The organism is Cytobacillus oceanisediminis 2691 (genome assembly GCF_007678455.1).
Taxonomy (GTDB): Bacteria; Bacillota; Bacilli; order Bacillales; family Cytobacillaceae; genus Mesobacillus; species Mesobacillus oceanisediminis_A.
Genome location: NZ_VEEP01000002.1, coordinates 67564 through 83404, shown reverse-complemented (window position 1 = coordinate 83404; position 15841 = coordinate 67564). Strand labels below are relative to the sequence as shown.

14 protein-coding genes and 1 riboswitch are annotated in these 15841 nt (G+C 46.2%); of the genes, 10 read left to right on the top strand and 4 right to left on the bottom strand.

Going from position 1 to position 15841, the window contains the following annotated elements; genetic code table 11:
- The first annotated feature begins 2 nt into the window (after positions 1 to 2).
- Positions 3 to 218, top strand: coding sequence for a hypothetical protein (locus tag FS736_RS03980; RefSeq protein WP_144475083.1), 216 nt, complete (start codon positions 3 to 5; stop codon positions 216 to 218).
- A gap of 33 nt (positions 219 to 251) precedes the next feature.
- Here the strand turns inward: FS736_RS03980 and FS736_RS03975 are convergent, their stop codons facing one another.
- A complete protein-coding gene (locus FS736_RS03975) occupies positions 252 to 836 on the bottom strand; it encodes a hypothetical protein (RefSeq protein WP_144475082.1) in 585 nt (194 codons plus the stop codon).
- Between the two features lie 299 nt (positions 837 to 1135).
- On the opposite strand from FS736_RS03975, the gene FS736_RS03970 reads away from it, so the two are divergent.
- From FS736_RS03970 to FS736_RS03955, 4 genes are all read left to right on the top strand, one after another.
- The gene (locus tag FS736_RS03970) at positions 1136 to 3880 is read left to right on the top strand and encodes a dynamin family protein (protein ID WP_144475081.1); all 2745 of its coding nucleotides are present in this window, start codon (positions 1136 to 1138) and stop codon (positions 3878 to 3880) included.
- A 155-nt stretch (positions 3881 to 4035) separates the two neighbouring features.
- Positions 4036 to 4140: riboswitch (SAM riboswitch) on the top strand.
- 102 nt (positions 4141 to 4242) lie between these two features.
- Positions 4243 to 5343 carry a sugar ABC transporter substrate-binding protein gene (locus FS736_RS03965; RefSeq protein ID WP_144475080.1) on the top strand — a complete coding sequence of 367 codons (1101 nt, stop codon included), beginning with the start codon at positions 4243 to 4245 and terminating at the stop codon, positions 5341 to 5343.
- 271 nt (positions 5344 to 5614) lie between these two features.
- Positions 5615 to 7111 (top strand): sugar ABC transporter ATP-binding protein, encoded by a 1497-nt coding sequence (locus FS736_RS03960; protein WP_260983515.1) that lies wholly within the window; start codon positions 5615 to 5617, stop codon positions 7109 to 7111.
- Position 7112: 1 nt separating this feature from the next.
- Positions 7113 to 8117, top strand: coding sequence for an ABC transporter permease (locus FS736_RS03955; protein WP_144475079.1), 1005 nt, complete (start codon positions 7113 to 7115; stop codon positions 8115 to 8117).
- Positions 8118 to 8180: 63 nt separating this feature from the next.
- Here the strand turns inward: FS736_RS03955 and FS736_RS03950 are convergent, their stop codons facing one another.
- From FS736_RS03950 to FS736_RS03940, 3 genes are all read right to left on the bottom strand, one after another.
- Positions 8181 to 8960, bottom strand: a complete 780-nt coding sequence (locus FS736_RS03950; RefSeq protein WP_144475078.1) for a formate/nitrite transporter family protein — start codon at positions 8958 to 8960, stop codon at positions 8181 to 8183.
- 143 nt (positions 8961 to 9103) lie between these two features.
- A complete protein-coding gene (locus tag FS736_RS03945) occupies positions 9104 to 10318 on the bottom strand; it encodes an MFS transporter (protein ID WP_144475077.1) in 1215 nt (404 codons plus the stop codon).
- Between the two features lie 107 nt (positions 10319 to 10425).
- Positions 10426 to 10797 (bottom strand): VOC family protein, encoded by a 372-nt coding sequence (locus tag FS736_RS03940; RefSeq protein ID WP_144475076.1) that lies wholly within the window; start codon positions 10795 to 10797, stop codon positions 10426 to 10428.
- A 175-nt stretch (positions 10798 to 10972) separates the two neighbouring features.
- Between FS736_RS03940 and FS736_RS03935 the strand changes: the two genes are divergently transcribed.
- From FS736_RS03935 to FS736_RS03915, 5 genes are all read left to right on the top strand, one after another.
- On the top strand, positions 10973 to 11803 hold the full coding sequence (locus tag FS736_RS03935; RefSeq protein WP_144475075.1) for a basic amino acid ABC transporter substrate-binding protein: 831 nt from the start codon (positions 10973 to 10975) through the stop codon (positions 11801 to 11803).
- Between the two features lie 153 nt (positions 11804 to 11956).
- Positions 11957 to 12613, top strand: a complete 657-nt coding sequence (locus FS736_RS03930) for an amino acid ABC transporter permease (RefSeq protein WP_144475074.1) — start codon at positions 11957 to 11959, stop codon at positions 12611 to 12613.
- Positions 12610 to 13332, top strand: a complete 723-nt coding sequence (locus FS736_RS03925) for an amino acid ABC transporter ATP-binding protein (RefSeq protein WP_144475073.1) — start codon at positions 12610 to 12612, stop codon at positions 13330 to 13332. Before FS736_RS03930 ends, FS736_RS03925 begins: the two co-directional genes overlap by 4 nt.
- Positions 13333 to 14504: 1172 nt before the next feature.
- Positions 14505 to 15221, top strand: coding sequence for an MBL fold metallo-hydrolase (locus FS736_RS03920; protein WP_144475072.1), 717 nt, complete (start codon positions 14505 to 14507; stop codon positions 15219 to 15221).
- Between the two features lie 3 nt (positions 15222 to 15224).
- Complete coding sequence (locus tag FS736_RS03915) at positions 15225 to 15800, top strand: TetR/AcrR family transcriptional regulator (protein WP_144475071.1); 576 nt, start codon at positions 15225 to 15227, stop codon at positions 15798 to 15800.
- Positions 15801 to 15841 lie beyond the last annotated feature (41 nt).

Genomic DNA, 15841 nt, shown 5'->3' with positions numbered 1-15841 from the left:
AGATGAAGAATCCTTTTCATCAAGACAGCCAAAAGGAAAGCATTGAGGATGTTTTGGAAAACACGGTCCAAATGGAAGAAGATTTGATGAGGACCTACCTGATCACGGCCGAGCGCGTCCATGACGATCCTGAACTGAAGGAACGTCTGGAGAATTTCGCCGAAGGCAATGCAAAACGGACGAAGCAGCTGATCGATGAGCTGCAAAAGGAAAACTAAGAAGAGCAGCGGGTGAACCGCTGCTCTTTCTGTTTAACCGAACTGGTTAGTCGGCACAATTCGGATATTGTCCCCTTCGAATTTCCTTTCACCAAACAAGGTAATCAAGGTACAGCTCCTAATCCGGAATGGGCTCGCTTCGACTTCGTACTCGGCCAGAATCCCGGCCCCGAGCTCCTCGCCTGCTTCGTTCAAAGCCTGAACGTTTTGGCCTTCTAACGTCCGGAGCTTCGCTTTCATCAGGAACGCTTTCCACTCTTCCCAATTTTTAATTAAGAAGGCCTTTTCTCCATTCTCCAGGTAGCCGAGCTGGCAGCCTCTTTCATCAATGGCATCTTCATTCCCGTAGCTTAACTCCATGACGATATCCCGCAAAAATTGGAATTCATCCAGGTCCAGATATGGATCGATGTGGAATTCCACTTCATTTCCTGTTCCCTTGATGGTGGCAAGTGTTTTATTGTTCATGATCACAGTTTGGTTTTTTATATGTTCTGATGCAATATGGTCGCTGGGAGTGCCCATTATTTTTAAAGTCAGCATAACAATCTCCTTTTCGGTCGTCTTGTACCTTTCATTATAATGATTTTGCCCTATGAGCGGTGTGACAAACTTCATTTAATCCCCAGAAAGATAAATTATAGTACGAAAGATATATAAGTCCCTTATAATCCGACAGGAACTGCCAAATTACTGGATGTTTTATTAAAAAAATTACATATTTTTCAGGTCTTGTTGCACAACTGAAAGCTTACTGAAATATGGAATGAAAAATAGTTTGATAGAATACAATGATAAGGTTTGAGTGCAAGCCGCAAAAGGGAAAAAGAATAGTTATCTAAAACAATTTTTCATGCCTGAAGGAGTCTGAGGGCTCTTTTTATGGATTGATATTATCGAGAGGTCGGAGGAAAGTCATGACATTTGAAGAGCAATTAATCAATAAGTCGTATTTTGAAACCTATATGGATTCAGGTAACAGGACACACCCAGTCCAGGTACTTGGAGAGCTCTATCTTGCCGAGCAGAAGAATGATATGCCTGACTTGGCAAACATCCGTTTTGCGCAGGGGGAGGTCTATTTTCACCATAAAGACTATGAAGCGGCGATTTTTAAATGGGAAAACATCACGAATGAGCTGGAGCCCTGGGCAAAAAAGAACATGGGGGATGCGTTCCTGGAGCTTGGCCTTCTGACATCGGCGGAAGAGCTGTTCCTTTCGATTGAGACAGAAAGCGATGTACTGAAAATCGAGAGCGGCCTGCAGCTATTATCACTTTATATAGAGCAGGGAAAGCTCGATCAAGCAGTTGCTGTCATCAAAAAAGCTGTAGCACTTGATCCGGATTATCCAGGTGTGACCGAAATCGCCCGTTCGTTTTTCGAGGAGCAAAATGACTGGGGAAATGCGGTCGAGCTTGCTGTCAATGAGGGAATCCGGACTGGTTCGGCAAAATGGTTTGATATCTTGACCCAGTATGTTGAACAGGGACGCACCGCCCAGTTCGCCCCTGACTATTTTAACGAGGCATTATCCGTGTTATTCCAGGTGGACAGAAGCCGGTTTGAACAGCTCGCTGTATCCTTATGGCAAAGCTACCGGAACGAAAGCACCTACATGGCATGGTTAAGGGAATTCAATCAATTATTCAGCGGGATGGACGGAAACAGGAGAGATGGCTGGACAGAGCTTTCAGCGGTCTATCAGGAAAGCTATTTCGAATTGATTAATGGAGACATGCTGATCAAGGAAATATCGCCGCTGATCCCGGAATTGCTGACCAACTGGCTGAAAATAACAAGCCCGGTGAACAGCCTTGTCGCAGCGTCATCCATCATTGCCTGGAATGAGGTATTTCCAGGATCGATTACGGCTTCGGCGATACATGATGCAGAGACATTAGTCCTGAACTCGAATGAGTACCATGATGGCTATAAGGATAGCATGATGTTGTTCGAGTCGATCATCAAATGGGCAGAAGAGCATGGGATTGAGGTTGGCAACAAGATTAAGTGGATGGTCGAGGAGTTACACGAGTCCAATATCCATAATATGCTGGTCGCCGGCGTGTCAGGCAATGGAAAGTCTTCCTTCGTCAACACGATCGTGGGCGAAAAATTGCTTACTGCTCCGACTGCAGCGGTCATCCGTTTCATGGATCAGGAAAACCCGGCAGCCCATGAAATAACTGATACGGAAATAAGACAGATCACGGATGTTGAGGACTTCAAGGAGGCAGCAGGTGTCAGCCGCAAGAATCATAAGAATGAAACCATCATTGATTTCAAGGCAGACTTCCCATTCCTGCGCGATCATGACCTGGCGTTGATTGATACTCCGGGGGTCAACCGAAATAACTATGATAGGCATCCGCTCTATAATTACTTGAGATTTGCCGATAGTCTGCTGTTCGTTCTTAATGCGAGTGATCCTTTTACGGAAAAAGAAAGGGATATACTCGGGAAAATATCAGAGTTTTTCCCGGATCTGAACATTCACTTCCTGTTGAATAAGATTGATGTGATATACGGACAGCAGGAAGCGACGGAAGTTTTCGACCAGACATGGGCAGAGGTCAGCCAATACTATCCGGATGCAAAAATGTTCGCCTTCTCATCCAATTACGATAATGCCCAGCAGCTGAAGGATTTCTCCAATTTTATTAAAACAACTAGAAACGCAGTCGACCTTGACCAGGAACGCACTGCGAAACTGCAGTTCTTTGTCAGACGAGCGATCACGTATTTGCTCGATAAGCGGGTTGAAATTGAAAATAACCATATGGAGTCCATCAGTTGGAATGAAGAAATGGTCAGCAAGCTGAATGGTGCCATCAATCAGTTAGGCGATATTGAAGAGGAAAAGTCACGCTCTATCCAGAAGTCATTCCGTAAAATCAAGGATGAAACGCGTGCGGAAATCATCGAGAAGGTTCCAGAATTACTGCGCAGCTGCTCTGACTTGGTGACGGAGGATAGTGATTTTGGTAAAATCCATTCGGAAATGGACCAGGAAATGAACAAGCGAATCGAAGAATATCTGGAAAAAACAGTATTGCCAAAGTTCCATTCCGATTTGAATGACTGGATCCAATTTTCGAAAGATGAGTTTGACCAGAGCCAGAATTATCTGGACGAAATGGCAGAGGGATTTAACTCGATGTACGGAGAAGAACGGATCAGCCTTGACTGTGACTTCAGGGTACTCGATGACTGGCGCCGTGACGGGGATCGAATGACGAATGGGGTACACTATGAGAAGGCTAACATCATGAATCGTTCGACCCCTCAAGCCTTTTTCCTGAAAAGCGCAGGAAAGCTGCTTGGCGTGCTGCCGCAAAACAATACGATGCTTTATAACAGGTATAAATCCTATCTGGAGACAGAGGATTATTATGAAATTGGCGTAACCATCGCCAAGAAATTCCTGCAGCAATTCGAGATCTTCGAGAAATCGATTGAACGCGATGTGAACTTGTTCTTCAAACAGCCTTTCATTGTTCTAGAAGAATCTGTAGAAGAAGCTAAGAACGAAATCGAACACGGTAAAAATGAATTGGAAAAATTGAGAGTCAACCCGGAATTGTACCGCGATCCATTGACGCTTTATGAAGTGAAACTTCGTCAGTCTGAATGGATGACCGCAGCGGGCAGAGGTTGATTTTGAAAAGAAGATTCCCGGATTTGGGGGTCTTCTTTTTTTTGAGACGCTTTTCTAGGAATATAAATTTAATTTTCATAATAGTATTGACAATATGATTACAGGAGTTTAAAGTAAAGTTTATCAATTTGCCAGATTAATTTAATAACGAAATTCTCTTATCAAGAGTGGCAGAGGGACTGGCCCTATGACGCCCGGCAACCGTTCCATCAGGAATTGGTGCTAAATCCTGCAAAACGATATGTTTTGGAAGATAAGAGAGGAATCTGACCTTTTCATCATTTTGCGTTCGAAACCTCTCTTTTCTGGAGAGGTTTTTTTATTTGGGTTAGCTGAGCAGACACATTAAGGGGGAAATGCAGATGAAAAGAGTTGGATTTAAAAAGGTGTTTTTAACGGCGGTGGCTTCAGCATTGCTGCTGACGGGCTGCGGCGGTGGAGAAACGAAGACGGCAAGCGGTCCTGTTGAGGGAGTTCCGGAGCGTTTTGCAAAAGGTGAGGAAGTCAAAATCAAAGTCATCCGCAAGATTGGCGGAGATGATCATACTGCGCAGTTTTTAGCCGGAGCGAAGGCAGAAGGGGAGGCGCTTGGCTTCAAGGTGGACGTTTTCACCGCTAACGGAGATACAGCAAAATTCCATGACGCCATCAACCAGGGGCTGCAGCAGGACTATGATGGATTCATCATTTCCCACGGAGATGATGCCGCAACGGTTAATGATGTGAAAAAATTGACGGATAAGGGCAAAAGTGTCGTGACATTCGATTCAAATCCCGATCTGGCGCAGGTTGAAGGAGTCACACTTACTTCCCAGGATGACGAAGCACTGGCAACCCAGGCACTCGACCAGCTTGTGAAGGACCAAAATGGTGAAGCGAATATCGTTTACCTTTGGGTCGATGGCTTCCCGCCGATGGTCAGAAGAAATAAAGTTTACCAGGAAACGCTGAAGGCAAACCCTGGAATCAAAGAGGTTGAGAGATTTGGAGTTGCCGCAGCCGATACAAGTGTACAAACGCAGAATGCAGTTGCAGCGATGTTAAACAAACATCCAAAAGGGGAAATTGACGCGATTTTCGCGACATGGGATGCATTTGCGATTGGCGCAGCTCGTGCCATTAAGGAAGCTGGCCGCGATGAAATCAAGATTTACGGAATTGATGTTTCCAATGCTGACCTTCAGGAAATCCAGGGAGAAGGCAGCCCATGGAAATACACAGCAGCCGTTGATCCGAAGCTGATTGGTGAAGTGAATATGAGATTGCTGGCGAAAAAGCTGGCTGGCGAAGAAACACCTGCAGCTTATGACCTTGAAGCCACACTGATATCACAGGAAGAGCTTCAGCAGTCAAAAAATCCAGTTAACATGGCCAACCTCGCAGAAATCATCGACGAATGGGGCAAATCGGATGCATTTTTAGAAGATTGGATGAAAAAATTGAAGGATCACTATAAGAAATAACCATTGAAAGGGTTGTCTGATAAGTTTTATAACGACTTTTTTAGCGACTTTTTCGATTATATAGCGAGTTTTCCAATTATATAGCGACTTTTTCGATTATATAGCGAGTTTTCCAATTATATAGCGACTTTATCGATTATATAGCGAGATTCTAATTTTTATAGCGAACTAGAAATTCTGTGCGATTTTTTCCAGTTAAGAGAAACAAGACAGACACTCTCAAACAAAAGAGAGTGTCTGCTTTGCAGAATGGAAGGGAGGGGGAACACGGATGATACTTGAAATGAAAAACATCAGTATTGAGTTTCCCGGCGTAAGGGCGCTGAACGGTGTGGATTTCAATACGGAAACTGGCAGGATCCACGCATTGATCGGCGCGAACGGCGCAGGCAAGTCTACATTGATGAAGGTGCTTTCCGGCGCGCATGATCATTACACGGGAGAAATCCAGTTTGATGGCGAGTATGCGGAAATTAGGAAGCCAGCACATGCGCAAAAGCTCGGAATCCAGACAGTCTACCAGGAGGTCGATACAGCCATCATCCCGTCGCTTACAGTGGGCGAGAATATCATGCTCAATCAAACGGTTCAGAATTTGGACAACAGGCACTGGATGAATTGGAAGCAGTTGTTTCAGCAGGCAGAAGACATTCTTAAAGGCATGAACCTTAAGCTACCTGTTAAAAAGCTTGCCGGGGAACTGACGCTCGCGGAAAAACAGCTTGTTTTGATTGCTCGCGCGATTTCAAGCAATTGCTCATTTCTGATCCTTGACGAACCAACCGCTCCGCTCAGCCATATCGAAACATCGGAACTGTTCCGGATTGTCCGCGATTTGGCTAGAAGGAATGTAGGGATCATTTTCATTTCCCACCGGATGCCGGAAATCTTTGAATTATGCGATGAGCTTACGATCATGAGGAATGGCGAGTTCATTGCAAAGAGGGAAACTGCGGAAGTAGATCCACCGCAAGTGATTGAATATATGCTCGGCCGGAGGATGGAAGATCAGTTTCCGGCAAGATCCAATATATTCGGAAATCAATTGCTTGAAGTGGCAGGCCTATCGGATGGGGATAAAGTAAGAAACACTTCGCTTCATGTAAAAGCAGGGGAGATTGTCGGGATTGCCGGCCTGGTCGGTGCCGGGAAGACGGAGCTGTGCAAAGCGCTTTTTGGCGCGTCACCAACTGTTGGCGGCACAGTGAGGCTTAATGGAAAAGAACTCAAACTGACGAGCCCGCATGCGGCAGTAAAAAGCGGACTGGCGCTGGTTCCGGAAGAGCGCCGTAAGGAAGGTGTCCTGGTAGCAGAATCGGTCAGCTCCAACCTGACAGCCGTCAGCTTAAAAAAGTTCTCCAAACTATTTGGTTTTATCGACCGGCGGTCTGAAAAGAACACAGCGCAGGAATACATAAAAGCACTCGGCATCAAGACTCCATCAGAGTCGTCCAAAGTTGAAAACTTATCTGGCGGGAACCAGCAGAAGGTGGCGATTGGCAGATGGCTGCTTGCCGATGCCGATGTGTATATTTTTGACGAGCCGACCAAGGGTGTCGATGTAGGCGCGAAAAGAGATATTTTCGAGCTGATTGCGAAACTGTCAGCTGAGGGGAAGGGAATCATCTATGCTTCCTCCGAACTGTCAGAGATCGTCGGCATCACGGATCGGGTTTACGTACTCTATGATGGTGAACCGGTCAAGGAACTCGAAACCGCCGAAACAACGGAAGAAGAACTATTATTTTATTCAACAGGAGGCAGATAGGATGGAAGCCAAACTCCCATTGCAGCAGGAAACGCCGCCGAAAAAGGCATTTGAGCTATTCCAGTTCCTTTACAAATACGGGACGATCTTGACGATCTTTGTGCTGATCGCTGTCTTCGCGGCTGCGAACCCAAGTTTTATCAACGGTGATAATGTCGTCAATATCTTAAGGTCGATCTCCATCGTGACGATCATCGCGATCGGCATCACCATTTCCCTTACGGTGGATGGCTTTGATTTATCGGTCGGTTCTGTGGCCTCGTTATCCAATGCGGTTGTCATCTCGATGTTCGTCTGGTTTTCGCAGAACACCCTGATTGCTGTTTTATCCGCGATCGCGGCAGCCTTGATTGTGGGTGCACTTAATTCGCTGATGATCGTCAAGCTAAAGATTCCGGACATGCTGATGACACTTGCGATGATGTTCATCATCCAGGGAACGGCGCTGACGTATACAAAGGGCGCGACGGTCTCAGAAAATATGATTCTGCCTGATGGCAATTTTTCAACAGGCACGATTAGCCCGTTCTTTGCAAAAATAGGGCAGGTTCCGTGGATTATTCTGATCATGGCTGTTGCCGTGATCATCGTCCATATTTTTCTGACCTATACAAAGCATGGCCGCTATATGTATGTCATCGGTGGGAACAAGGAAGCGGCAAGACTTTCAGGCATCCCGGTCAACCGCTATAAAACAGCTGCCTATCTGTTTTCTGCCCTATTTGCGGCAGTTGGCGGAATCGTTCTGGCTTCCCGCGTCATGACCGCAGAAATCAATGCGGGTTCACCGTATTTAATGGATGCCGTAGCCGCCGCCTTTATCGGCTTTTCCGTCCTCGGGGCCGGCAAGCCGAACGCATTCGGAACCTTCATCGGGGCAGTGCTGATCGGCATTTTGCAAAATGGCCTTGTGATGATGTCCGTGCCATATTATGCGATGGATATCGTGAAGGGAACCGTGCTGGCATTTGCCCTGGGAATCACGTATTATAAGCAGAAGCATTGATCAGCAAGTGAAAAAGCCGGATTTGGCAGCGACCCAAATCCGGCTTTTTCTTTTTTCAAACACTCATTCTTCAAAAAACGGCAAGTTCGCATAGTAATACATCCAGCCCATCATGATTCCGCCGCCGATCAGGTTGCCAATCGTCACCGGGATCAGATTATGGATCACACCCGCAAAGGTGACAGACTGAGGATCGTCGAGAACCATACTGATCGCAAAGGTACACATATTGGCGATGCTGTGCTCATACCCCGAAATGAAGAAGCAGTACACGAAAAACACCATAGCGAACATTTTTGCGCCGTCGCCCTTCATCGACATTGGCAGAAAGAAGGCCAGGCAGACGAGCCAGTTACAGAGAATCCCCCTGAAAAATAGCTCTGAGGTTGGCGCGAGTGTCTTTTTTTCAGCGACGCTCAATAAGAATCCATTCACTGAATGATCATCAAACAATCCCGTTGTGTAGATCAAAAAAGCAAACGCAGCGGCGCCGATGATATTGCCGATATAGCTGAAAATCCACATCCTTGTCACCTGCACCCATGCCATCTTTTTCCTCAGTGCGGCGAACGTATAATAGAAGGTATTCCCTGTGAACAGGTCTCCACCACCATATGCAATCAGGATGATCGCAGCACCGAAGGTAATGGCAGCTATAGGGTAGGCAAAGGGCGAGTGTTCCATATAAAATGGATTCCCTGTCTTGAACGCAACAATTACTCCAAAGCCAATGAACATCGACGCCAAAGCCGCCCTTGCGAGATAGCGAATTTTGCTCTGCCTGAAAATCTTATGCTTTTTCAGGGCCAGTTTCTCAACCTCTTGCAGCGCTTGTACCTCCAAATTAAAACCACCCGCCATCAGTATGTAATAAGAGTATTCTGCCTCAAACTTACTCTCCTATGTAAATACTTCCCTGATTGCCGGGTGAAAAACAGTGCACTATGAAAAAAAGACTGAATCCGTTAGATCCAGTCTTTTCCATATTAAAAAGTATCCCTTACGAACTGCGGATTCCGCTGCATCGACGCGAACAGGACAAGTCCGCTTACAAGCAGAAGACCGCTCGTAAGGACGAACACCGACGTGAAACCAAGGTAACCCGAAAGGAAGCCGCCGAGCACAGGGCCGATGATGTTCCCGAAGAAGCGGAGACTTGTGTTATAGCCAAGCACTTCGCCCTGCATTGCGACCGGAGCTTCCTGCCTGATATAGGCAACCCTTACAGGGATGATGCCTCCGATTGTGATTCCTAGCATGAACCGAATCAGGACGAGCTGCCAAATATTCGTGACAAAGCCGCCTGGCAGATAGATGATCGCAGATAAAAACAGGAGGAGGACAAGGATTTTTATATAGCCAATTCTGTCTGCAATCTGTCCCCATTTCCGGGCCATCAGCAGATTGCCGAGACCAGCTGCCGAAAAGGCAATGCCAGAATAGAATGCCAGGTTTTCATGGCCATGGAGCTCACCGACATACAGGGAGAGGATAGGCTGGATGCTGAAATGGGCAATTTGCACGAGCATGGACATGAGCAGGACGTTGACCATGATTGGATTTCTGAAGATATGCTGAACCACTTCTTTGCGGCTGTAATTTGTTTTGCTGCCCTTTTTTATATCAATTCTATATTCCATGACCAGGAAAACAAGCAATCCGGACAGGATGATAAAGGCAGATGTTGATTGGAAGGTTGTCGCATAGCCTAAAGAGTCGGCCAGGACACCGCCGATCATCGGACCAAGCAATGATCCTGTGATACTGCCTGTTTGCAGGGTTCCCAGTACTTTTCCGGCCTGTTCCTTTGGCGTCTGTGTTGAAACGAGTGCCTGTGATACCGGAATGAAGCCTGAAAACAAGCCCATGAACATTCTAAGTAAAAATAGCTGCCACACCGAGGAAGCAAAACCGAGCAGGAAGACAGATAATCCCATCCCAAAGGCCATGAAAATCAGGATTCTCTTACGTCCGAATCGGTCTCCCAGCCTTCCGATGATGGGAGAGAAGAGAAAAGCTGTAACGAATGTGATACTGAATGTAAGGCCTGACCAGTTCTGGACATATGTTTCCGAAAAATCTCCAAACGACTCAATGTATAAGGAGAGGAAAGGCATTACCATTGTCATACTGCCTGCGATGAAGAAATTGGCGAACCACATGATCATCAGGTTACGTTTCGCCTTTTGCTGCTGGGTCATACCATCAACACTTCTTTCTCAGTACGAATATTTCGCTTTTCTAAATATTATACCAAAATTTTGCTGTATTGAAAACCAATACAGCAAGCAAAGGCGGGTTTCTCGGATTAGCTTACCCACTCAAGCAATTCAATTCTATTGCCAAACGGGTCAGAAACATAAATCCTGTTTGCGCCTGGTAATTTGTCGTCTTCGAGGTAATCCACTCCGGATCCAGACAGATGTTTCTTTAACTCTTCAATATTCTCCACTTCAAACGCCGGGTGGGCTTTCTTTGCAGGAACAAAATCCGCCTCGGCCCCAACGTGGATCTGGCAGGAGCCGAATTGAAACCAGGCGCCGCCGCGCTTTTTCAATTCAGCAGGCTTTTCGATCTCTTCAAAACCTAATATCCCACTGAAAAATTTCCTTGCCTGGTCTTCAGTGCCTTTCGGGGCTGCAAGCTGTACATGGTCAATCGCTTTAAATTTATAAGTCATATGAATCCCTCCTTATCTATTCCTATTTTATTCTTGTCAGAAGCATAAGGAAATGACGGGTTATCAATAAATAAGGATAAGTTTTTCTTATCCTCTTTTAGAGTAATACAAGCCTCATCGCCCTCATATAAATTAGTAAAGTTTTGTACGTTTTTTACAAGAGGGGGCATTAGGAATGAGAAAAAGATTCTTTGCCATGATCATGATGGCAATTGCAGCGCTTGTTGTGTCAGCATGCGGCTCAAGCGAATCAAGCGAATCAAGCGAAACGAATGGTACCGGGAAAAAGGAACTCAGGGTCGTAACCGATGCAGCATACGCACCATTTGAATATATGGAGGGCGACAAGATTGTTGGTTTCGACGTTGATTTTCTGAAGGCCGCAGCGAAGGAAGCAGGTTATGAACTAAAGTTCGATAATGTCGGCTGGGATCCAATTTTCGTTGAGATTGGCAGCAACCGCGCCGACCTTGCCGTATCGTCTATCTCCATCAATGACGAGCGAAAGCAGACTTATGATTTTTCATTGCCATATTTCCTGTCCACCAATAAAATCCTTGTCCGCGAAGACAGCGACATCAAAAGCGCCGCAGATTTGAAAGGCAAGGTAGTGGCTGTTCAGAACGGGACCACCGGGCAGGAAGCAATGGATAAACTGCTGGGAAAAAACAATAAGGACATCAAGAAATTCGATAATAACAACCTGGCAATCATGGAAATGCTCTCAGGCGGAGCGGATGCAGTCGTGGCAGACAATGGAGTTGTTGAAGTCTATGCGAAGAACAATCCGGATGAAAAGTTAAAGGTCATCGAAGACAGCGGCAGTTTCGATGCTGAATACTACGGCATCCTTTTTCCAAAAGGAACCGATCTGAAAGCGGACTTTGATAAAGCCATCAAGAAAATCGTCGAGAACGGCACTTATGAGAAAGTCTATCAGGAATGGTTCGGCCAGAAGCCGAACATCGAAATGCTGAAGGCAGAACAAAATAAGGCATCAAAGTAAAACCTGAAATCAAGATAAGGTATTAAAGTAAAACCTGAAATCTATGAAACTGCAAAGATGCGTAACTCTTAACACAGCGTTACGCATTTTTTTATCAGGCGGGACAGCCTATGAAAAAATCCGCTCCGGACCAGGGGCGTTGGGGGGCAAGCTATGGATTTTCGTTTTGATATTATTATTGAATACTCTCCTTATCTGGTAAAAGGTACGCTGTTGACCATCGGGCTTTCATTGGCAGGAATTTTAATTGGGACAATCCTCGGTTTGTTCATTGGACTTGGCAAAATGCAGCGCCGGAAGCTGCTGGCCTGGCCATTTGTTTGGTATATCACTTTCTTTCGCGGGACCCCGTTATTTGTCCAGATCCTGCTAATCCATTTTGGGGTAGTCCCGATGTTTCTTGGAGAAACAAACGGGATTGCCGCTACCATCATTGCCTTGTCACTGAATGCGGCAGCCTATATCGCAGAAATTTTCCGTGCCGGCATCCAATCGATCGACCGCGGCCAGATGGAGGCTGCCCGTTCGCTTGGGATGACACACGTCCAGGCGATGAGATATGTCATTCTTCCCCAGGCATTCAAACGGATGATTCCGCCGCTTGGAAATGAATTCATCGTGCTGATCAAAGAGTCTTCACTGGCGGCTATCGTCGCGACGCCGGAAATCATGTACTGGGGCAGGGCGATGGCCGGGCAATATTATCGGGTTTGGGAGCCGTACCTCACCGCAGCAGTGATTTACCTGATCCTGACACTTTCGTTAAGCTTTTTATTAAATCTGCTAGAAAGAAGGCTGAAAACGGAATGATCACAGTGACTGATTTGGAAAAATCTTTTGGAAGCCACAAGGTGTTGAATGGAATAAACGTAGTCGTCCAGCCGCAGGAGGTTGTTGTGGTGATCGGGCCATCGGGTTCCGGAAAATCAACCTTCCTTCGCTGTATTAACCTCCTCGAAACCATCACTGCAGGCCATGTGAAAATCGAAGGAGTGGACATTACCGATAAAGGAATCAATATCAACAAAGTGCGCGAGGAAGTCGGGATGGTGTTCCAGCATTTTAACCTGTTTCCTCATAAGACAGTGCTTGAGAATATCATGCTGGCGCCACTCAAGGTGCGTGGGGTTTCGGTAGAGCAGGCACGTTCCAAAGGAATCGAGCTGCTGAAAAAAGTAGGACTTGGTGAAAAAGCGGAAGCATATCCGGACTCACTGTCAGGAGGCCAAAAACAGCGAGTGGCCATCGCCCGCGCCCTCGCAATGGAACCAAAAATCATGCTGTTCGACGAACCAACGTCCGCCCTCGATCCGGAAATGGTCGGAGAAGTGCTCGAAGTCATCAAGCAGCTGGCCAGGGAAGGAATGACCATGGTCGTTGTCACACATGAAATGGGCTTCGCCAGAGAAGTCGGTGACAGAGTCATCTTCATGGACGGCGGGCTGATCATAGAAGAGAACCAGCCGCAGGAAATTTTCGAAAACCCACAGCACGAGCGGACGAAGGCTTTCTTAAGTAAGGTTTTATAGGACGGAAGGAAGGGAAGCCCGCTTGAAGGTGGGCTTCTTTTTTGGCGATGATCGAAAAGTTTTTAACCGTATTTTTCTTTTGGAAGATATCCTTATGTAGGTTGCTCTATCCACAGAAGGGTACTATTCAAATCGGGAGATACCCTTATGCAGTCAAAACCGTCCACATAAGGGTACTATTCAGGCCGGTAGATGCCCTTATGCAGGCGAAAGCATCCCCATAAGGGTACCATTCAGGCCGGGAGATAACCTTATGCAGTCAAAACCGTCCACATAAGGGTACCATTCAGGCCGGGAGATACCCTTATGCAGGCAAACCCGTCCACATAAGGGTACCATTCTAATTGGGAGATACCCTTATGCAGTCAAAACCGTCCCCATAAGGGTACCATTCTAATTGGGAGATACCCTTATGCAGTCAAAACCGTCCCCATAAGGGTACTATTCAGGCCGGTAGATACCCTTATGCAGGCAAAAGCATCCGCATAAGGACACTATTCAGGCCGGTAGATACCCTTATGCAGTCAAAACCGTCCCCATAAGGGTACTATTCAGGCCGGTAGATACCCTTATGCAGGCAAAAGCATCCGCATAAGGGCACTATTCAGGCCGGTAGATACCCTTATGCAGTCAAAACCGTCCCCATAAGGGTACCATTCAGGCCGGTAGATACCCTTATGCAGGCAAAAACCTCCCCATAAGGGTACCATTCAGGTCGGTAGATACCCTTATGCAGGCGAAAGCATCCCCATAAGGGTATCATTCAGGCCAGGAGATACCCTTATGCTGGTGAAACCCTCCCCATAAGGGTACTATTCAGGCCGGTAGATACCCTTATGCAGGCAAAAGCATCCGCATAAGGGCACTATTCAGGCCGGTAGATACCCTTATGCAGTCAAAACCGTCCACATAAGGGTACCATTCAGGTCGGTAGATACCCTTATGCAGGCGAAAGCATCCCCATAAGGGTACCAATCAGACCGGGAGATACCCTTATGCAGGCGAAACCGTCCCCATAAGGGTACTATTCAGGCCGGGAGATCCCCTTCTGCAGGTTAATCTATCCACATAAGGTTACTAATTATATATTTTACCAAATAAAGATTGATTTAACTAACAGCATTAGTTAAAATAAAACTAATGATATTAGTTTTACGCTGGAGGGGTTTCAAATGAGGGTAATCAAAGAGGGTTTTCTATACCAGTTAACATTCATGCCAAGAATTTTCCCGGTAAATTGTTATTTTATCGAGGAAGAGGAAGGGCTGACCTTAATTGATGCAGCTCTTCCGAACAGTGCCAAACCAATTTTGCATGCTGCAGAACAAATTGGGAAACCGATCAAAAGGATTGTTTTGACCCATGCTCACAGCGATCATATTGGAGCACTTGCTGAATTGAAGGAAAAGCTTGATGTCCCAGTTTATATCTCTGTCCGTGATTCACGCCTTCTTGCCGGTGATACCTCACTTGACCCATCTGAACCTCAGACACCGATTCGAGGAGGAGTACCGAAGAACATTAACATAAAGCCTGATGTATTCCTCAGCGAAGGGGATGAAATCGGCTCATTAATCGCATTTGAAACACCAGGACACACACCTGGATCAATGTCTTTCCTGGATAAAAGAACAAACTCCCTAATTGCAGGTGACGCCTTCCAGACAAGAGGGGGAATAGCTGTATCTGGTGTGACAGTACCATGGTTTCCTTTTCCGGCGATGGCTACATGGAACAGGAAACTGGCATTGCAAAGCGCGGAAAAAGTTCTCGAGCTAAAACCAGCAATTCTGGCTGTAGGCCATGGGGAATTGCTTCGTGGACCTGTGGCTCTCATTGAAAAAGCTATCCAAAAGGCAGAAGAATTTTTACGGAACAAAGGAGTTTAGGAAATGTCACCAAGACCGAAAATCGCACTCGATAAAAAGACCATTGTAATGGCAGCAGCTCAGCTTGCGAATGAGCAGGGAAGTGATCAAGTAACGCTTGCATTGCTGGCAAAGAAACTTAATATCAAACCACCATCGTTATATAACCATTTTGATGGTCTTCCAGGAATCAAAAGGGAACTCGCTCTGTTTTCACTTGAAAAACTGTATAACGGACTTGAGGCTGAAGCATTGGAAAAGTCTCCAGGTGAGGAATCAGTTTTGGCGATAACAGATGCCTATTTATCTTTTGCCAGGGAAAATCCCGGCCTTTATGAATTTGCATTGTCGGCTCCCGATCATTCAGATGAAAAAGTCAATCATGCTGGCGAGAGAATTGTCAGGCTTGTCATATCCACAATCCAGCCCTCTAGTTTGTCAGACGAGGGAGCCATTCATGCAGTGCGCGGTTTAAGGAGCCTCATGCACGGTTTCGCTTCTCTCGAACAGAAAGGCGGCTTTGGAATGCCCCTTGACCTGGATGAAAGCTATAGGCTTGCAGTAAAGACCTTCCTCCGGGGCATGAAAATATCAGGTTAATTTTCATCTTCTGAAATAGTTTCAATGGGTACTCACATACA